The sequence below is a fragment of the Bacteroides mediterraneensis genome (assembly GCF_025993685.1).
GTDB lineage: Bacteria > Bacteroidota > Bacteroidia > Bacteroidales > Bacteroidaceae > Phocaeicola > Phocaeicola mediterraneensis_A.
Genome location: NZ_DAJPEN010000001.1, coordinates 2,028,480 through 2,047,299 on the forward strand (window position 1 = coordinate 2,028,480; position 18,820 = coordinate 2,047,299).

Sequence of the window (18,820 nt, forward strand, 5' to 3'; positions counted from 1 at the left end):
ATCATGCTATCCGTTCTTTTATCGGTTTATTACAAAGAAAACGTACACCATTTGTCGCAGGCGCTGGACAGCATCCTGCATCAGTCGGTACCTCCCACGGAGATTATCCTCGTGAAGGACGGGCCTCTGACGGAAGAGCTGGAAACCGTCCTCGCCCAGTACCAGCAACAATATCCCCTGCTCCATACCGTCAGCCTGCCGGTCAACCAAGGGTTGGGAAAGGCGCTCAACGAAGGGCTGAAGCATTGCCGTTACCCTTTGATTGCCCGGATGGACACGGACGACATAGCCAAGCCCGACCGGTTTGAGAAACAGCTTCAGGTGTTCGAACAGCATCCGGAAGTGGATATATGCAGTGCCTGGATTGAAGAGTTTGAAGATACGCCGACACGCATCCTGGCCATCAAGAAACTGCCGGAAACGCATGCGGAAATCCAAAAATACGCCCGGCACCGCTGCCCCATCAACCATCCGGTAGTGATGTATAAAAAGGAAGCCGTGCTAAAAGCCGGAGGTTACGAAGGATTCCCAGAAGACTACCGTCTATGGGTGAAGATGCTTGGGAAAGGAGCGCGGTTCTACAACCTGCAGGAGAGTCTGCTTTATTTCCGCTTCTCGCCCAGCATGGTGAAGCGCCGGGGCGGATGGCGCTATGCCCTTGCCGACATGAAGTCGCAGATAGATTTCTACCGGATGGGCTTTTTAAATCTTCCGACATTAGTCTGCAACCTGCTCATCCGCCTTACGGTCCGACTGACGCCCAACCGACTACGCAGTGTGATATACCGGAAAATGTTGCGCAAATAACCTCAAAATTTTTTAGACAACGAATAACTTTCATTACAATGGCAGAAGAAAGCAAAATACAAAAGAAAGAAATAAAGGAAATTGACCTGAGCGTGTTATTCCAGAAATTATATTCTCACCGGAAAAAACTGTATAAAGCGGCAGGCATAGGTATTCTGGCCGGACTCGTCGTCGGTTTCAGCCTCCCCAAAACCTATCAGGTGGATGTGAGTCTGTCACCGGAATCGGGGGTAAACGGGACCAGCGGCCTGTCGGGTATCGCCTCGATGTTCGGATTGGGCAACGGCTCCAGCGGCTTCGGAGAGGACGCCCTCACCTTCAACATGTTTCCGGAAATCGTAAAGACAAATCCTTTTGCCCTGGAGATGCTCCAGATTCCGATTCGGACCCAGAAAGAGAAGCAAATCCTGCTGTATGATTACCTGGACACGGAGAAAAAACCTTGGTGGAATTATATCGCCCAGGCCCCCGGAATGGTGCTGTCACTGTTTAAAGACAAAGAAGCCGATACCGTGCGGACCATCGACCCGTTTCATCTCACACCCGCTCAAAGCGGACACATTGAGCGACTGAAAAAGGTATTAAAGGTGGAAACCGACAAGAATACCAACATGACCAAGGTCAGTGTGTCGTTGCAAGACCCACTGGCCGCTGCGGTAGTGGCCGACAGTGCCGTACACAAATTGCAGGAATACATCACCGACTACCGCACGCGGAAGGCCAAACAGGATTATGATTTTCAACTGAGCCTGTGCGAACAATATAAGAAAGAATATTTTGAGGCACAACAGGCCTATGCCCGGTTTGCCGATGCCAACCGGAACGTCATCCTCCAGACGGTCACCACCGAAAAGGAAAGACTGCAAAAGAACCTGAGCCTGGCAGAGCAAATCTACAGCCAGTCCATGGGGCAACTGCAAGTGCTTCGAGGAAAGGTGCAGGAAGCCAAGCCCGTATTTGCGGTGGTCGAACCGGCTACCGTACCCCTGGCACCTTCTTCTCCCAGAAAGATACTGATAATGGTGGGCTTTGCCTTTCTGGCTTTACTACTTGAATCTGTTTGGATTCTCTTCGGAAAAGATACATACCGTCAATTCAAACATACCCTGAAAAAAGAAAACTAACCTTCCTACCCCATGAAACTAAATGCATTTTTATTGTTCAGCATCCTGTCTGCCGGTCTGGTAAAAGCACAGCCCGACACTTCCTCTCTCACCTATCGTCTGGAACTGGGAGGTACTGGCGGAAACGGAACCTACGCCCCCTTGTGGCTCACGGCCAACCGCTATGGATTGTCGAGCACCAACCCCAACTCGGGTTACCTGCGGGCCGGGATTGCCTACGACAAGCAGTTTCCGCGCGGATGGCGGATTGAAGCAGGTCTGGACATGGCAGGAGGCATCCACCATACACAACCCGTATCCATCCATCAGATATACAGTGACTTCTCCTGGAAAATGCTGACCCTCAGCATGGGAAGCAAAGAACGTCCCGGATTTCCGCTGACCAAAAACACGGCACTCAGCAGCGGAATGATGGTAGAAGGCCCCAACACCCAGCCTGTCCCTCAAATCAGAGGGGAAATAAAAGAATACCTGAATGTGCCGGGCACCAAAGGGTGGTTCGCCTTCAAGGGGCACATTGCTTATGGCTCTTTTCCGGAAAACGGCTGGCAGAAAGACTTCGTACGGCCCGGACAATATTACGTAAAGAATGTGCTCTACCACAGCAAATCGCTGATGATGCGTCTGGGAAACAAGGAGAAACTGCCGTTGGAGTTCGAGTTCGGCATCCTGATGGCTACCCAGTTTGGGGGTGACAAATACCTGAAACTGGCAGACGGAAGCGCCCAAAAGGTGCTCGACATGCCTAATAACCTGAAGGCCTACTGGAAAGCATTCTGGCCACAGGCTGGAGGAGATGACACCCCCGAAGGAGAACAGGTGAACGTAGAAGGAAATATGTTGGGCAGCTGGAATTTTGCCTTGAACTGCTATCTGGGCGAATGGAGATTCCGGGCATATCTGGAACATTATTTTGAGGACCATTCCCAGATGTTCTGGCAATACGGATGCTGGAAGGACGGACAGCTGGGACTGGAAATCACTTTTCCAAAAAACCGATGGATCAGCAGCGTGGTGTGGGAAGGGCTGAGCACAAAAGACCAGACAGGTCCCTTGCAATACGACAGTTTCTGGGGACAATTTCCTGAGTATCAAATCAGCGCAGACGATGATTATTATAACCACTACCTTTACGGGGCCTGGCAGTATCAAGGCATGGGCATGGGGAACCCACTTCTTCCGGGACCGGCCTACAACGCCGACCACCGCATTTCCTTCCGGAGCAACCGGGTGACAGCCCATCATCTGGGCTTCAACGGACAGCCCTCCCCGGAATGGGGATACCGGGTACTGGTTTCGTTCGCCAAACACTGGGGTACCTATAAGGCCCCTCTTGACAAACAGTGCAAACAGTTCAGCTCGCTCTACGAGGTGACCTATACCCCCGCTTGGGCCAAAGGCTGGAAAGCCTCACTGGCACTGGGTCTGGACCGGGGAAATTACTTGGGGAACTCCACGGGAGGCATGCTGACCCTCCAAAAGACAGGCATTCTCTTCTAATAATCAAATCATAGACAATCATGAAAAAAATTCTCTCTATATGGGGTATACTCCTGCTGGCCATCCTATGCAACAGCTGCGAGAAAGAACCGATTAACCGGGATATTGAAGGGCACTGGCAGCTGCTGGAATTTACCACCAAAGCAGACGGTGAGGTCCATCCGTGTACACGCATTTACTACAGTATCCAGTTATGGGTGGTGGAAGTGGCCGAAAAACAAGGTCCGCAAGGACTGACTCCCTTTCGCGGACGGTACCAATATGACGAGTCCAACCGTTCTATCCGGCTATCGGAGATGAGTACGTATGCTACCCCGGAAAATTCCCGTCCGGCAGAAGTCTGGGAATTAAACCCCTACGGGTTGAACGATGTCAATACCACGTTCAAGGTTATTGAATCGGATGGCAAGCAGATGACTCTGGAATCAGACTATGCCCTGCTGAAACTCCGAAAATTCTGACAAAAGAAATTTCCGAATCCGAATAAAAAGCCTTGTCCCCGTTGGAGGTCAAGGCTTTTTGCTTATATTTGTAGCTAAAATATGCCTTGCCGTCCGGATTTTGGAAAAGAATAAAAAGGAATTCCGCACGCAGACGCATAGCTGAAAACAATAACAAACAACTGGAAACAGACAACATTCCTGCCTCAACAGCCGGATAAGAAAAGAATGGAAACAAACAAAGAGATGCACTGGTATGCCTTCTATGTAAGGATGCATCATGAAAAGAAAACAGCTGAGAAGCTCGAAATGCTGGGCGTCACTCACTTCCTGCCCATACAGGAAGTAGTCCGCCAATGGAGCGACCGGAAAAAGAAAATCAAACAAGTCATAATTCCTATGCTGATTTTCATTCGTACGGACGAAAAAGGACGCATCGAATTGCTTCAAAACTTTCCGTCATTGACGGGATGCCTGATAGACCCTGCTACCAAACGGCCGGCCATCATCCGGAATGAAGAGATGGAGCAGTTCAAATTCATGCTGGACTACTCAGAAGAGACTGTCCGCTTCCAAAACGAGCCATTAGCTCCAGGAGAAAAGGTAGAGGTCATCAAAGGGCCGTTGAAAGGACTGCAAGGGGAACTGGTAGAACTGGCTGGACACTCGGAAGTAATGATACGTATCGACCACTTGGGATATGCCACCGTGGAAATCCCTGTGGGGTATGTCAAGAAGTTATAAGCCTTTGACACCGGAGACGGATTTGAGTTATAAAAGAAATGCGGAAAACCCATCTGATGAAACAGTGGTTTTCCGCATTTCTTTTATATTACGCCCGTCTCTTTACTGGAAGAACACATCGTCCAGGCGGGTATTGTTTTCCTCTTCGATTTCCGTCAGACGGTCCTTGCAAGGATCAAAATCGCCCGGTATGTCGAACGTTTCATCGGGTGAATACCCCAAAGACTTGTCGGCATAGACCTTCTGCATATAGATTCCCCAGATAGGCAATGCCATAGAAGCACCTTGTCCGTCGCGCATCGTATCGAAATGAATGTCTCGTTCTTCACCGCCTACCCAGCATCCGGAAACCAGCGACGGGGTGAAGCCCATAAACCATCCGTCGGAGTTACGGTTGGTGGTTCCCGTCTTACCTCCCATATCAGCCTTGATGCCATACAGACGACGTACACGACCGCCCGTACCTTCATTGATTACGGCACGCAACATCACCAGCATCTTATAAGAAGTGGACTCACTGATGACTTCGTTCACCTGAGGTGTGAAGGTAGCCACCACATTCCCGTCGTTGTCCTCAATGCGGGTGACAAACAGCGGAGCGGTACGGATACCTTTATTTACAAAGGCAGTATAGGCACTTACCATTTCTCCCACAGAGATTTCACACGGTCCCAAACACAAAGAAACCGTGGGCTGGATATCCTTGTTCAACACCCCAAACGAATGTATCAGACGAACCAAGTCGTACGGACTCAGCTTGCTCATCAGGTAAGCCGAAATCCAGTTGTTGGAGTTGGCCAGACCCCACTTCAGGGTCACCATTTCCCCATAATGCGATTTGGAACTGTTTCGGGGTGACCAGGCTTTTCCGTTTTCGTCAAAAAGCGTCTGCTCCACGTTACGGACCTCATCGCAAGGGGAGAATCCGTTCTCCATGGCCAGCGCATACAAGTAAGGCTTGATGGTTGAACCCACCTGACGACGGCCCACCATGGCCATGTCATACTGGAAATAGTTATAGTTCGGCCCACCCACGTAAGCCTTCACGTAACCGGTAATAGGGTCCATCGACATGAATCCGGCCCGCAGGAAGTGCTTGTAATAACGGATAGAATCAAGCGGTGTCATGATGGTATCCTTCTCCCCTTCCCAAGAGAACACCGACATCTCATACTTGGTATTGAATGCCTTCATGATTTCGGCTTCCGAACAACCGTCGGCCTTCATTGTACGGTAACGGTCGCTCTGGTGCACGGAGCGGTTCAGAATCTGTTCCACTTCCTCCGGAGTGAGCTGATTGGTGTAAGGAGCCGTCTTGCGTCCTCTCTTCTCTTTGAAGAACCGTGGTTGCAAATATTTCGCTACATGCTCATACACAGCCTCTTCGGCATACTGTTGCATGTGAGAGTTGATAGTAGTATAGATTTTCAACCCGTCTACGTAAAGATTGTAGTTCGTACCGTCCTTCTTCTTGTTCTTGGCACACCAGCCATAAAGCGGATTGGTTTCCCAAGCCAAAGAATCTTCATAATACTTCTGCATCTGCCAGCCACGATAATCACTACGGTCTGGCTTGTGGGCCGTCATGATGCCACGCAGATATTCACGGAAATAGGTGGCCAGACCGTCTTTATGGTCTACCGGCTGGAATTTCAATACCAGCGGAAGTGCCTGAAGAGAATCGCATTCCTCCTGCGTCAGGTAACCGGCCTTGCGCATCTGGTCGAGTACCGTATTACGGCGCCCCCGCGAACGCTCATTGAAACGGCGGGGATTATAGAGCGAAGGATTCTTACACATGCCTATCAAGGTAGCAGCCTCTTCTATCTTCAGGTTCTTGGGATCTTTCCCGAAATACGTCTTGGCAGCCGTCTTGATACCTACGGCATTGTTCAAGAAGTCAAACTTGTTGAGGTACATGGTCAGGATTTCTTCCTTCGTGTAATACCGTTCCAGCTTAACAGCGATGACCCACTCAATGGGTTTCTGCAGCAGACGCTCCATGACGTTGTCGGCCGTAGGCGAATAGAACTGCTTGGCCAGCTGCTGGGTGATGGTACTACCTCCACCGGCATGCTTCTGCATGAAAATTCCACGCTTGATGACCGCACGCATGAACGCCCGGGCATCGATACCGGAATGGTCTTCAAAACGGACATCCTCGGTGGCCACCAAGGCATGCACCAGATGGGGAGAGAGATCTTCATACCCCACATACACACGATTTTCCTTACTGAGCGACCAGGTGCCCAACAATTTTCCGTCGTCGGAAATAATCTGGGTGGCAAATTTCAGATTCGGGTTTTCCAGTTCTTCCACAGGAGGAACATAACCAATTTTTCCTTTGGCAATAGCCGTAAAAATAATGGCTACCACGAGCATGCAGAGGAGTACAAATCCCCACAATACATATATAAAGACCTTTCTCATACGCTTATCAATTCTTTTATTATTTCTATGAAGTCGCAAATTTACGGAAAATCTTTGTAACAACGGCTTATTTTCCACAATATCCTCCTAAATGCGAAAAGGTTGTCCGAAATCTCTCCAAAACGGTGGATTTTCTATTTTTTTTGCCTACCTTTGAACTCCGGTATTATAAAAGTAATCAAAAACAGCTAACATGGAAAATAGAAGTTTAGTTACTATCGCCGAACATTCCAAAGAGAAAATCCTGTATCTTCTGGAAATGGCAAGAGAGTTCGAAAAGAAACCTAACCGCCGCCTGCTGGCCGAAAAAGTAGTCGCCACCTTGTTCTTTGAGCCGTCCACCCGTACCCGGCTGAGTTTTGAAACGGCAGCCAACCGTCTGGGAGCGAGAGTCATCGGATTTACAGACCCGAAGGTGACCAGTTCTTCCAAAGGAGAAACCCTGAAGGATACGATTATGATGGTGAGCAACTATGCCGACATCATCGTGATGCGACACTACTTGGAGGGAGCCGCTCGCTACGCCAGTGAAGTAGCCCCTGTACCGATCGTCAATGCAGGAGACGGTGCCAACCAGCATCCTTCACAGACCATGCTCGACTTGTATTCCATCTACAAGACGCAAGGTACACTGGAAAACCTGAATATCTATCTGGTGGGCGACCTGAAATATGGAAGAACCGTTCACTCCTTGCTGATGGCGATGCGTCATTTCAACCCTACTTTCCACTTCATCGCGCCGGACGAATTGAAAATGCCGGACGAATACAAGCTGTACTGCGAGGAACATCACATCAAATATGTGGAGCATACGGACTTTACGGAAGAAACCATCGCAGATGCGGATATCCTGTACATGACCCGTGTGCAGCGCGAGCGCTTCACCGACCTGATGGAATATGAAAGAGTGAAAGACGTGTACATCCTGAACAACAAGATGCTGGAACATACACGTCCGAACCTGCGAATCCTCCACCCGCTGCCTCGCGTAAACGAAATTACCTACGACGTGGACGACAACCCGAAAGCTTACTATTTCCAACAGGCCAAGAACGGTCTTTACGCCCGTCAGGCCATCCTTTGCGACGTGCTGGGCATCACACTCGACGAGGTGAAAGCTGATACTGAAAAATAATCCGGAAACCTATTCAATTCAAGTGACTATGAGTGAAAAGAAAGAATTACAGGTAGCCGCACTCAAAAACGGTACGGTTATCGACCATATACCATCCAACAAGCTGTTTACAGTGGTATCTCTGCTTGGACTGCAGAATGAAGATGCCAACATCACCATCGGCAATAACTTTGAAAGCAAGAAACTGGGAAAGAAAGGCATCATCAAGATTGCCGACCGTTTCTTTACGGAAGAGGAAATCAGCCGGTTGTCGGTAGTGGCTTCCAAAATCAAGTTGAACATTATCCGTGACTATGAGGTTGTGGAAAAGAAAGAGGTAGAGATGCCGGACGAGCTAAAAGGTATCGTGAAATGCAACAACCCGAAATGCATCACCAACAACGAACCGATGCAAACCTGGTTCCACGTGATTGACAAGGAAAAGGGCTTGCTGAAATGCCACTACTGCGAGAAGGAACAGCAGAAGGATAACATCAAACTGCTGTAAACGATGAAGCAGGACTGGAAACCAGGAACGATGATTTATCCGCTTCCGGCCGCCTTGATTACGTGCGGAAGTTGTGAAGAAGAATACAATATCATTACCATAGCGTGGGTGGGTACAATCTGTACCAACCCACCTATGTGCTATATTTCGGTCAGGCCGGAACGATACTCCTATCCCATTTTGAAGAAAAATATGGAGTTCGTCATCAACCTGACTACAAAAGACATGGCTTTTGCGACAGACTGGTGTGGCGTACGCTCCGGAAAAGACTACCACAAATTCAAAGAGATGAAGCTTACACCGGGAAAGGCTTCCATGGTGCAGGCACCTCTCATTGAAGAGTCTCCCCTCTGCATTGAATGCCGGGTAAAGGAAATCGTGGCCCTGGGTTCACACCACATGTTCATCGCCGACGTGGTCAATGTGAAAGCCGATGACAAATACCTGAACACCGAAACCGGAAAATTCGAACTGGCACGTGCCAATTTGCTGGTCTATGCCCACGGCGGCTATTACGAGCTGGGAGAAAAGATTGGCAAGTTCGGCTGGTCGGTGGAGAAAAAGAAATGAACCAGATATGATGAAAGAAGCCATACTCACCGTAATTGGAAGCGGAGTGCTAGCAGTGTGTGAGCTGCAGGCGCAAGCTACCACTACGCCTATGGTCACACTACGGCAACCTCGTTTCAATTTAGGGGTGAAAGCGGGCTTCAATTCTTCCATGTTCTTTACCGATGAGGTATCCATCAACGGGAAAGACTTGGAACAAGCACAAAACAATTACAAGGTGGGGTATTTCGCCGCAGTATTCTGCCGGTTCAACATCAAAAAACATCACTTTATCCAACCCGAGTTTTCGTGCAACATCACTCAAGGAAGTGTGTCCATCCCGCTTACTCTGGCAAACTCGGAACTTCTGTCGGACAATGCTCTGATAAAGAGGAAAATGACCACTTTCGATGTCCCTATCCTCTACGGCTATAAGTTTGTGGATGTACATCCGTACGGGATGGCTTTCTTTGTTGGCCCGAAAGTGACTTGGATCTGGGAACGACACAGTTCTACCGAGTTCTCCGGTTTCCATCAACAGGAAATAAAAGAAGAACAATACCCTTTACAATATAGCGGTGTAGTAGGATTGGCGGTCAATGTCTCCAACATCTTTTTTGACTTCCGGTATGAGATAGGCTTGCACAACTCTATTCGGGACATGTCTTACAATACGAATACCACCGAATCTCCCCACAACGAAGGAGAAATCCGATTGCGGCAACGCAAGAATATTTTGAGTTTTTCCGTGGGAGTTATTTTCTAATCTGATTTCTCACTTTAAAAGAATATATCATGAAACGAGACGATTCAATTTTTAACATCATTGAAAAAGAACATCAGAGACAACTGAAAGGTATCGAACTGATTGCTTCTGAAAATTTCGTAAGCGACCAAGTCATGCAGGCCATGGGTTCCTGCCTCACCAATAAATACGCGGAGGGATATCCTGGAAAAAGATATTATGGAGGATGTGAGGTAGTGGACCAAAGCGAACAGCTGGCTATCGACCGTATCAAAAAGATTTTTGGCGCGGAATGGGCTAACGTACAACCGCATTCCGGTGCCCAGGCCAATGCAGCCGTATTTCTGGCCGTACTGAATCCGGGCGACAAATTCATGGGACTGAACCTGGCCCACGGAGGTCATCTGTCTCACGGGTCTGCTGTCAACACATCAGGAATTCTGTACACGCCGTGCGAATATAACCTGAACAAGGAAACAGGTCGTGTAGACTACGACCAGATGGAAGAAATCGCACTGCGGGAACATCCGAAGTTGATTGTCGGTGGAGGTTCTGCCTACTCTCGCGAGTGGGATTACAAACGGATGCGCGACATCGCCGACAAGGTAGGTGCCTTGCTGATGATTGATATGGCCCACCCTGCCGGACTGATTGCAGCCGGATTGCTGGACAATCCCGTGAAATATGCCCACATCGTGACTTCTACTACGCATAAGACATTGCGTGGCCCGCGTGGAGGTATCATCCTGATGGGAAAAGACTTCCCCAACCCATGGGGCAAGAAAACGCCGAAAGGTGAAATCAAGATGATGTCACAGCTGCTGGATTCTGCCGTATTCCCAGGTATCCAAGGCGGTCCGCTGGAACACGTGATTGCTGCAAAAGCAGTTGCCTTCTACGAATGCATGCAACCGGAATACAAGGAGTACCAGATTCAAGTGCAGAAAAATGCCCGCGTATTGGCACAAGCGCTGATGGACCGCGGCTTTACCATCGTATCAGGAGGAACTGACAATCACTCCATGTTGGTGGACTTACGCACCAAGTATCCTGACCTGACTGGAAAGGTGGCCGAAAAAGCACTGGTTGCAGCCGACATCACAGTCAACAAAAACATGGTTCCGTTTGACACCCGCTCTGCTTTCCAGACATCCGGTATCCGTCTGGGAACTCCGGCTATCACAACCCGTGGAGCAAAGGAAGACCTGATGTACGAAATTGCGGAAATGATTGAAACTGTCCTGTCGAATGTAGACAACGAGGAAGTAATCGCTTCTGTACGTCACCGGGTGAATGAAACCATGAAGAACTATCCTATATTCGCATATTAACTAAACGGAGGGAAAAAATGAAAACGATGAATTCTATGGCTATCTTACTGAGCGCATGCTTGGTATTTAGCAGTTGTGGTATGACAAATACAGCCAAAGGTGGATTAATCGGAGGTGGTAGCGGTGCTGCATTGGGCGCATTGGTAGGTGGAGTCATCGGCCACGGAAAAGGTGCTGCCATCGGAGCCGCTGTAGGAACTGCGGTAGGTGCCGGTGCCGGCGTATTGATTGGTAAAAAGATGGACAAAGCTGCTGCACAAGCAGAACAGATTGAAGGAGCACAAGTGGAACAAGTGACCGACAACAACGGTTTGCAGGCAGTAAGAGTAACCTTCGACTCGGGTATCTTGTTCAGCACAAGCAGTGCCACACTAAGCACTTCTGCCAAATCGGCTCTGAGCAAATTTGCCAACAATGTGCTCAACCAGAACAAAGACATGGATGTGGCCATCTACGGATACACAGACAATACCGGATGGAAAAACAGTACTGCCGAACAGAGCAAGCAGAAAAACCTTGATTTGTCACAGGAACGTGCACAGAGCGTATCCAGCTACCTGCTGGGATGCGGCGCTTCTTCCAGCCAGATTAAATCTGTTACCGGTATGGGTGAAGAGAATCCGGTGGCAGACAACTCTACCGCAGCCGGACGTGAGCAGAACCGCCGTGTAGAAGTATATATGTATGCCAGCCAGCAAATGATTCAGCAGGCTGAAGCAGGTACATTACAATAATTATAGGCCGTATCAGGCTGATAAAGACACATTATGCCGGGTCTCTGGATCCGGCATAATTTTCATATAACACATTCAGACTCAAGATGAACAAGAAATGGATATTCAAATGCCTTCGTAACCTGATTATTTTCTTTTTCGCCTCTACCCTTCTTTCTGTAGTCGCTCTCCGGTTTATCCCTGTCTACATCACCCCGCTAATGGTGATACGCAGCGTAGAACAACTGGCCAAAGGAGAAAAACTGGTCATGAAACACCACTGGGTGCCGAAAGAAAAAATATCACATCATCTCCCCATGGCGGTCATCGCATCGGAAGACAACCGCTTTGCAAGCCACAACGGATTCGACTTCAAGGAAATCAGCAAGGCGATGGAAGAAAACAAAAAACGGAAAAAAGCCAGGGGGGCCAGCACCATCAGCCAGCAAACAGCCAAAAATGTATTCTTATGGCCATCCTCATCGTGGGTAAGAAAAGGATTCGAAGTGTATTTTACGGTACTGATTGAACTCATCTGGGACAAAGAAAGAATTATGGAGGTGTACCTGAACTCCATCGAAATGGGAGACGGTATCTATGGAGCGGAAGCAGTAGCCAAAGCCCACTTCCACACCACGGCCGCTAAACTTACCCGCAAACAGTGCGCACTTATTGCAGCCAGTCTTCCTAATCCCCGGAAATTCGATTCCGGAAACCCCAGCCCCTACATGTACAAGCGACAGCGTAAAATCATGTACCTGATGAAATGTGTCCCCACTTTCCCTGCACCTGAAAAACAATAAGGCATCAGGGATTCTCGGGGTCACCCTTCAGAATGGGGAGAGTTATCTTGTACTTCACCGCAAGGATACGGGTAACAAACACTGTGAGCCCTCCAATAATCTGGGAAAGAACCGACTCCACACCCAGCATCAGGCAAATCCAATATACCAGTCCACCGATTACGCAAGCCATTGCATATATCTCCTTACGGAAAATCAAAGGAATCTCATTGATAAAGATGTCACGCAACACTCCACCGGCTGCTCCCGTAATACTCCCCATGATGATGGCAATCCAAAAAGGATACCCCAAGGTATAGGCCTTACTGAAGCCTACAATGGTGAACAATGCCAGTCCGATGGTATCGAACAAGAAAAAGGTATTGTTCAAACGAATGACATACTTTCCGAACAGAATTACAAAAAACATGGCAAACGCCGTACAAATCAAATACATGGGATCGGTCATCCATGCAGGGGTCACATCCAGTAAAAGATCACGGATGGTTCCTCCCCCAATGGCCGTAGCCAACCCCACCACATAGGCGCCAAACCAGTCAAAACGTTTGGCCGATGCAAGCCGAATGCCACTAATGGCAAACGCGAATGTCCCCACAAAATCCAGAATCGTGACGAACGAAGGTATCTGAAAAAAAGTTTCCATAGTCAATGTTTCACCAAGTATAACTCAAACCAAAGCTAAGCAATTCCTGCAACTGAAAATAACTGTCATCAACTTCCCGTGACACTCCATCATCGAAACGGCCGTGCACGAACAATTTAGTAGAAAGATACTTATTAATAGAGAACGTAAAGGTATTTTCCCATTCGGCCAACACCTTCTCATAATTTGTGGTGTAAGAAAAACGAGATTCCCACATCAGCATGGAGAAGACCTTCCATTTCAACGTAGACTCCAGACGGGAACCCCATACACTTTCCCGTTTATGTCCGGCCTCAATGTTGAACTTAGTCGGGTCTACCCTATCACTGGCCACACTATATAAAGTATAGTTGATTGGGTTAATCAACACAGACAGGTTGCACACCCCATCCTTCACATACTTATAATCCATACCGAGACCGATATTCAGTTCCGCTGGAGAGAAGAATGCAGACACCAGGTTGTCGGAGTTGGTATCATAATTAGAAAAGAACTGCGTCTTGAATTCAGCAGATAAAGTATAGTACCAGGTACTGAAAGCTTTATAACCGAGTTTGGAACTTAATCGCAACAAGTCATTATTAGCCTTGTAACTGTGTACCGTATCGGATGGCGCCGTCACGAATCCCAGTTTCCATTCAATCTTATTTTCAAACTGAATACGTTGCCTGTCATCATAGTTTGCCTGCCAGGTAAATCCTGAAAGTAAAGATTTCGTGCTCTCACCACCCTTGTACCAGTTACCTGATATATAATTCTGTGAGAATTGCAGATAACCGTTTCCTCCAAATGTCCAGAAATTAGGCTTGATGACCAGCAGATCCTTCTCGGAAACCTGGTTAGGCAGTTCGTCATTCTGCATCATGTCGAGCAAATTCTCCTTTCTCGGCTCATCCACTAAAATCTCACCATAAATAGGTTTCAGACCTTCCAGATTTTCTTCATTCTGTTTCACCAGATTCGGGTATGCCAGGTAAAAAGAAAGCAACTGGCGGTTTACAAATTTATCTACCTGCTGTGAATGACGCAAATCCTTCAGCTGAGGCAATTGCTTCTTCAACGTGTCTTCCTTTATAAAAGGTATTTCAGGTTTCCAATCTGAGATACTGAATGCCTGCTCAATGGGAGCCTCATAATAAGTAGCCGGCATAGACAATTTATAATAATCCGGATTCGGACGAATGCCTGTAATCAACAAATAAATATCATCCCAACGTTCCAGCTGCGCATCGTAGTCTTTGCGAAAGTTCTGCAACAGCTGCCAGAATTTACTCACCTCCCAAGAAGGTACATTCATCTTTAAGGATGAAACTCCCCCCCGTTTCACCCCTGAAGAAGTATTCCGGACAGTCGCGGCTGGTACGCTTAACCGAAGCGAATCCACTCCACTATCGATTGTATCTGAAGAAATCCCTGTCTGTTGTGCTGCCAATCCACCACATATCATACACCATATCACGAATAAGCCTATCTTTCTCATTTTACTTTACTCTTCATTTTTGTGCAAAAGTACGATTTATTTCTAAAAGAATGCCGTTTTTCCAACGGGTAATTATACAATTAATCATATAATAAACATATTTCCCGCATTCTTTGTTTAAAACAATTTATCTACACTCCAAAACCCCACGGATATTTCCACCAAAATAAGGTTTTACCCCCTTCTGCTTTTGTGAGTTCAGCTTTTTTTCCTAATTTTGCAACTTTGAAGAAGTAGTTCTTCACTTTTGGAAGGAAAAACAGTTCCAAATAGTTATGAAACCGTTTCCGAAGGGACAAAGAGAAACGGAGATTTTATTGAAATTTAATTTTTAAATATTCATATTGTGGCAGAAACAAAGTATATTTTCGTAACAGGTGGTGTAGCCTCTTCACTGGGAAAAGGAATCATCTCATCATCTATCGGTAAGTTGCTGCAGGCCAGAGGCTACAGCGTAACCATCCAGAAGTTCGACCCGTATATCAACATCGACCCGGGAACTCTGAACCCTTATGAACACGGAGAATGCTACGTAACCGTAGACGGACACGAAGCCGACCTCGACCTGGGACACTATGAACGATTCCTGGGTATCCAGACCACCAAAGCCAACAACATTACTACCGGCCGTATCTACAAGAGTGTAATCGACAAGGAACGCCGGGGTGACTATCTGGGTAAGACCATCCAGATTATCCCTCACATCACCGATGAAATCAAGCGCAATGTCAAACTGCTGGGTAACAAGTACAAATTCGACTTTGTTATCACTGAAATCGGAGGAACAGTGGGTGATATCGAATCACTCCCTTATTTGGAAAGTATCCGCCAGCTGAAAAGGGAGCTGGGCAAAAACGCTTTGTGCGTACACCTTACCTACGTGCCTTATCTGGCTGCCGCCGGAGAGCTGAAGACCAAGCCGACCCAGCACTCTGTCAAAGAACTCCAGTCAGTAGGTATCCAGCCGGACATTCTGGTGTTGCGTACCGAACACGAACTGAGCACGAACCTGCGCAAGAAAGTCGCTTTGTTCTGTAACGTAGACGAAAGCGCAGTTATCCAGTCAATGGATATGCCGACCATTTACGAAGTACCTTTGCGCATGCAGGAACAGAAGCTTGATGTCACCATTCTGGAAAAGATGGGACTTCCGGTAGGCGAAACCCCGACCCTCGGCCCGTGGAGAGACTTCCTGAACCGCCGTCACAATGCCACTGAAAAGGTAAAAATCGGTCTGGTAGGGAAATACGATTTGCAGGACGCCTACAAATCTATCCTCGAAGCCCTTTCACAGGCGGCTACCTACAACGACCGCAAGGCAGACATCCACTTCATCAACAGTGAGAACCTGACAGAAGAAAACATTGAAGAAAAGCTGAAAGACATGGACGGAGTTATCATCTGTCCGGGATTCGGCCAGCGTGGTATCGAAGGTAAGTTCATCGCCATCAAATATTGCCGTACACACAACGTGCCGACCTTCGGTATCTGTTTGGGAATGCAGTGCATGGCCATCGAATTTGCCCGCGATGTACTGGGTTATGCCGATGCCAACAGCCGCGAGATGGACGAAAAGACTCCGCACAATGTCATCGACATCATGGAGGAACAGAAATCCATCACCAACATGGGAGGTACCATGCGTCTGGGAGCTTACGAGTGCGTCATCGACCCGACTTCCAAAACCTATCAGGCTTACCAGAGCGAGCACATTCAGGAACGCCACCGTCATCGCTACGAATTCAACAACAGCTACAAGGAAGAATTCGAAAAGGCCGGCATGAAGTGCGTAGGTATCAATCCAGAATCTGACCTGGTGGAAATCATCGAAATCCCGACTCTGAAATGGTTCATCGGTACACAGTTCCATCCGGAATACAGCAGTACGGTACTGAAACCCCATCCGTTGTTCCTGTCCTTCATCAAGGCAGCCATCAACAAGTAAGTCAAAAATAACATTGTAAAGAAACAGAAATGGACAAAAACACGTTAGTGGGCTTTGTCCTGATTGGAGCGGTGATTGTAGGTTTTGGTATCTACAACCGCCCCAGCCAGGAAGAAAGAGCACGCGCACAGCACTATCAAGACTCTATCCAGCAGGTCATCAAGCAACAGCAGGAAGTACAGGAGAAAAAGGCCGCGGCAGCCGTTGAAGCTGCACGTCCGGACAGTTCCTCCCTCTTCTTCCAGTCTGCACAAGGTACGGAACAGTTCACCGTACTGGAAAACGACTTGGTGCAGCTGACCTTCTCCAACAAAGGTGGACGGGTAAGCAAGGCCCTGTTGAAAGAGTATAAAGACCAGAAGAAACAGCCGCTCGTTCTTTTCGACGGAAAAGATGCTTCCATGAATTTCGGCTTCGAAGGAAAGGGAGAAAACATCCTGAGCGACCAGATGTATTTCGAGGCAACCAACGTGACCGACTCTACCGTAACCATGCGGTTGAACGCGGCCAACGGCGGACACCTGGACTTCAACTACCGCTTGCTGCCGAATTCCTACATGGTGGACTTCACCATCCAGGCCAGCGGCTTGCAGAATTTCTTCTCTCCTTCCACCAAGACAATGAGCATCGAATGGAAACAGCGAGCCCGCCAGATGGAGAAAGGCTACAACTTCGAACAGCGTTACACCTCGCTGACCTATAAACCGGTGGACGACAGCTTCGACTACCTGAGCGAGACAAAGGATGCCAAAGAAACCATTCCGGAAGCTCTCGACTGGGTAGCCTTCAAGAACCAGTATTTCTCTTGCGTCTTCATGGCAGAGCAGAACTTCGACAATGCTACCCTCGAATCCAAAATGGAACAGCAAGGCAGCGGTTATATGAAAAACTATACTGCCGACATGAAAACGGCTTTCGACCCGACGGGTGCCAAGGCCTCACACCTGCAGTTCTACTTCGGTCCGAACCACTTCAAGACTTTGCTTGCCAGCAACGACTTGAGCTTTAAAGACAAAGACCAGGAACTGGAAGATTTGGTCTATCTGGGATGGCCGATTATCCGACTCATTAACCGCTGGTTCACCATCAACCTGTTCGACTGGCTGTCGGGCTGGGGACTGAGCATGGGTATGGTAATCCTGCTCATGACCATCATCGTCAAGGTACTGGTACTTCCTACCACCTGGAAATCCTTCATTTCCTCGGCTAAGATGCGAGCCCTGAAACCGTATGTGGACAAAATCAATGCCAAATATCCGAAACAGGAAGATGCCCTGAAAAAACAGCAGGAAACCATGGCCCTCTACCGACAGTACAATGTCAGCCCGATGGGAGGCTGTCTGCCGATGCTGTTGCAGACACCGGTGTTCATGGCTCTCTTCTTCTTCGTGCCGAATGCCATCGAGCTTCGCCAGCAAGGATTCCTGTGGGCAACCGACCTCTCGGCATACGATGACCTGATTAGCTGGAGCTACCACATTCCGTTGCTGGGTAACCACCTGAGCTTGTTCTGTCTGTTGTTCAGCATCACCACAGTCTTGAACCAGATTATCATGATGAAGCAGCAGGACATGGGCAACAACCCGCAGATGGCCGCCATGAAATGGATGATGTACATCATGCCCGTGATGTTCTTCTTCATCTTCAACGACTATGCATCGGGATTGAGCTACTACTACTTCATCTCCGGTCTGATTGGTATCATCACCATGTGGATTATGCGCCGTATGACCGACGAGAAGAAACTGCTCGCCCAACTGGAAGCCAACAAGAAGGAACCTTCACAGCAGAAAGCCAGCGGACTGATGGCCAAATTGGAAGCCCTGCAGAAAGAACAGGAACGCTTGCAGAAAGAACGTCAGGAGCACCTGAACAAGAAGAAATAAAAACGTCCCGAAAGGGAACAGAAAGAGCGGAACAGAAAGGAAATCGAAGGCCTTTCGT

At 48.2% G+C, this 18,820-nt stretch carries 17 protein-coding genes; 14 read left to right on the forward strand and 3 right to left on the reverse strand.

What is annotated here, in order from left to right; all coding sequences use genetic code 11:
* From OIM59_RS08560 to OIM59_RS08580, 5 genes are all read left to right on the forward strand, one after another.
* Positions 1-807 (forward strand): glycosyltransferase, encoded by an 807-nt coding sequence (locus OIM59_RS08560; protein WP_303898197.1) that lies wholly within the window; start codon positions 1-3, stop codon positions 805-807.
* A gap of 38 nt (positions 808-845) precedes the next feature.
* Complete coding sequence (locus tag OIM59_RS08565) at positions 846-1,931, forward strand: chain-length determining protein (RefSeq protein WP_299171718.1); 1,086 nt, start codon at positions 846-848, stop codon at positions 1,929-1,931.
* A gap of 12 nt (positions 1,932-1,943) precedes the next feature.
* A complete protein-coding gene (locus OIM59_RS08570) occupies positions 1,944-3,431 on the forward strand; it encodes a capsule assembly Wzi family protein (RefSeq protein ID WP_303896182.1) in 1,488 nt (495 codons plus the stop codon).
* A 20-nt stretch (positions 3,432-3,451) separates the two neighbouring features.
* The gene (locus tag OIM59_RS08575) at positions 3,452-3,892 is read left to right on the forward strand and encodes a lipocalin-like domain-containing protein (protein WP_303896184.1); all 441 of its coding nucleotides are present in this window, start codon (positions 3,452-3,454) and stop codon (positions 3,890-3,892) included.
* Between the two features lie 207 nt (positions 3,893-4,099).
* Positions 4,100-4,615, forward strand: coding sequence for a UpxY family transcription antiterminator (locus OIM59_RS08580; protein WP_299171726.1), 516 nt, complete (start codon positions 4,100-4,102; stop codon positions 4,613-4,615).
* A gap of 102 nt (positions 4,616-4,717) precedes the next feature.
* Here OIM59_RS08580 and OIM59_RS08585 read toward each other — a convergent pair whose 3' ends face one another.
* Positions 4,718-7,045: a transglycosylase domain-containing protein gene (locus OIM59_RS08585; RefSeq protein WP_299171729.1), complete on the reverse strand. Its 2,328-nt coding sequence runs from the start codon at positions 7,043-7,045 to the stop codon at positions 4,718-4,720.
* 193 nt (positions 7,046-7,238) lie between these two features.
* Here OIM59_RS08585 and pyrB point away from each other — a divergent pair, with 193 nt between their 5' ends.
* From pyrB to mtgA, 7 genes are all read left to right on the forward strand, one after another.
* Positions 7,239-8,180: an aspartate carbamoyltransferase gene (gene pyrB / locus OIM59_RS08590; protein ID WP_299171731.1), complete on the forward strand. Its 942-nt coding sequence runs from the start codon at positions 7,239-7,241 to the stop codon at positions 8,178-8,180.
* 22 nt (positions 8,181-8,202) lie between these two features.
* Positions 8,203-8,667, forward strand: coding sequence for an aspartate carbamoyltransferase regulatory subunit (pyrI, locus tag OIM59_RS08595; protein WP_072542742.1), 465 nt, complete (start codon positions 8,203-8,205; stop codon positions 8,665-8,667).
* 3 nt (positions 8,668-8,670) lie between these two features.
* The gene (locus tag OIM59_RS08600) at positions 8,671-9,237 is read left to right on the forward strand and encodes a flavin reductase family protein (protein WP_288354470.1); all 567 of its coding nucleotides are present in this window, start codon (positions 8,671-8,673) and stop codon (positions 9,235-9,237) included.
* Positions 9,238-9,244: 7 nt separating this feature from the next.
* Positions 9,245-9,982, forward strand: a complete 738-nt coding sequence (locus tag OIM59_RS08605; protein WP_299171735.1) for a porin family protein — start codon at positions 9,245-9,247, stop codon at positions 9,980-9,982.
* A 29-nt stretch (positions 9,983-10,011) separates the two neighbouring features.
* Positions 10,012-11,292 (forward strand): serine hydroxymethyltransferase, encoded by a 1,281-nt coding sequence (gene glyA / locus OIM59_RS08610; RefSeq protein ID WP_072542744.1) that lies wholly within the window; start codon positions 10,012-10,014, stop codon positions 11,290-11,292.
* Positions 11,293-11,309: 17 nt separating this feature from the next.
* Entirely contained in the window at positions 11,310-12,026 is a 717-nt protein-coding gene (locus OIM59_RS08615) for an OmpA family protein (RefSeq protein ID WP_299171739.1), read from the forward strand.
* 86 nt (positions 12,027-12,112) lie between these two features.
* Positions 12,113-12,808: a monofunctional biosynthetic peptidoglycan transglycosylase gene (gene mtgA / locus OIM59_RS08620; protein ID WP_299171742.1), complete on the forward strand. Its 696-nt coding sequence runs from the start codon at positions 12,113-12,115 to the stop codon at positions 12,806-12,808.
* A 4-nt stretch (positions 12,809-12,812) separates the two neighbouring features.
* Here mtgA and OIM59_RS08625 read toward each other — a convergent pair whose 3' ends face one another.
* Together OIM59_RS08625 and OIM59_RS08630 are read right to left on the reverse strand one after the other, a co-directional pair.
* On the reverse strand, positions 12,813-13,451 hold the full coding sequence (locus OIM59_RS08625) for a trimeric intracellular cation channel family protein (protein WP_299171744.1): 639 nt from the start codon (positions 13,449-13,451) through the stop codon (positions 12,813-12,815).
* 10 nt (positions 13,452-13,461) lie between these two features.
* Positions 13,462-14,931: a DUF3078 domain-containing protein gene (locus OIM59_RS08630; RefSeq protein WP_303896190.1), complete on the reverse strand. Its 1,470-nt coding sequence runs from the start codon at positions 14,929-14,931 to the stop codon at positions 13,462-13,464.
* Positions 14,932-15,277: 346 nt separating this feature from the next.
* On the opposite strand from OIM59_RS08630, the gene OIM59_RS08635 reads away from it, so the two are divergent.
* The gene (locus tag OIM59_RS08635; RefSeq protein WP_148327967.1) at positions 15,278-16,876 is read left to right on the forward strand and encodes a CTP synthase; all 1,599 of its coding nucleotides are present in this window, start codon (positions 15,278-15,280) and stop codon (positions 16,874-16,876) included.
* Between the two features lie 29 nt (positions 16,877-16,905).
* Entirely contained in the window at positions 16,906-18,762 is a 1,857-nt protein-coding gene (gene yidC, locus OIM59_RS08640; protein WP_072542749.1) for a membrane protein insertase YidC, read from the forward strand.
* Positions 18,763-18,820 lie beyond the last annotated feature (58 nt).

Excerpts from the sequence above, each read along its gene's own strand:
- OIM59_RS08565 (WP_299171718.1), top strand. The coding sequence starts at position 846 with ATGGCAGAAGAAAGCAAAATACAAAAGAAAGAAATAAAGGAAATTGAC.
- OIM59_RS08570 (WP_303896182.1), top strand. The coding sequence starts at position 1,944 with ATGAAACTAAATGCATTTTTATTGTTCAGCATCCTGTCTGCCGGTCTG.
- OIM59_RS08575 (WP_303896184.1), top strand. The coding sequence starts at position 3,452 with ATGAAAAAAATTCTCTCTATATGGGGTATACTCCTGCTGGCCATCCTA.
- OIM59_RS08580 (WP_299171726.1), top strand. The coding sequence starts at position 4,100 with ATGGAAACAAACAAAGAGATGCACTGGTATGCCTTCTATGTAAGGATG.
- OIM59_RS08585 (WP_299171729.1), bottom strand. The coding sequence starts at position 7,045 with ATGAGAAAGGTCTTTATATATGTATTGTGGGGATTTGTACTCCTCTGC.
- pyrB (WP_299171731.1), top strand. The coding sequence starts at position 7,239 with ATGGAAAATAGAAGTTTAGTTACTATCGCCGAACATTCCAAAGAGAAA.
- OIM59_RS08600 (WP_288354470.1), top strand. The coding sequence starts at position 8,671 with ATGAAGCAGGACTGGAAACCAGGAACGATGATTTATCCGCTTCCGGCC.
- OIM59_RS08605 (WP_299171735.1), top strand. The coding sequence starts at position 9,245 with ATGATGAAAGAAGCCATACTCACCGTAATTGGAAGCGGAGTGCTAGCA.
- glyA (WP_072542744.1), top strand. The coding sequence starts at position 10,012 with ATGAAACGAGACGATTCAATTTTTAACATCATTGAAAAAGAACATCAG.
- OIM59_RS08615 (WP_299171739.1), top strand. The coding sequence starts at position 11,310 with ATGAAAACGATGAATTCTATGGCTATCTTACTGAGCGCATGCTTGGTA.
- mtgA (WP_299171742.1), top strand. The coding sequence starts at position 12,113 with ATGAACAAGAAATGGATATTCAAATGCCTTCGTAACCTGATTATTTTC.
- OIM59_RS08625 (WP_299171744.1), bottom strand. The coding sequence starts at position 13,451 with ATGGAAACTTTTTTTCAGATACCTTCGTTCGTCACGATTCTGGATTTT.
- OIM59_RS08630 (WP_303896190.1), bottom strand. The coding sequence starts at position 14,931 with ATGAGAAAGATAGGCTTATTCGTGATATGGTGTATGATATGTGGTGGA.
- yidC (WP_072542749.1), top strand. The coding sequence starts at position 16,906 with ATGGACAAAAACACGTTAGTGGGCTTTGTCCTGATTGGAGCGGTGATT.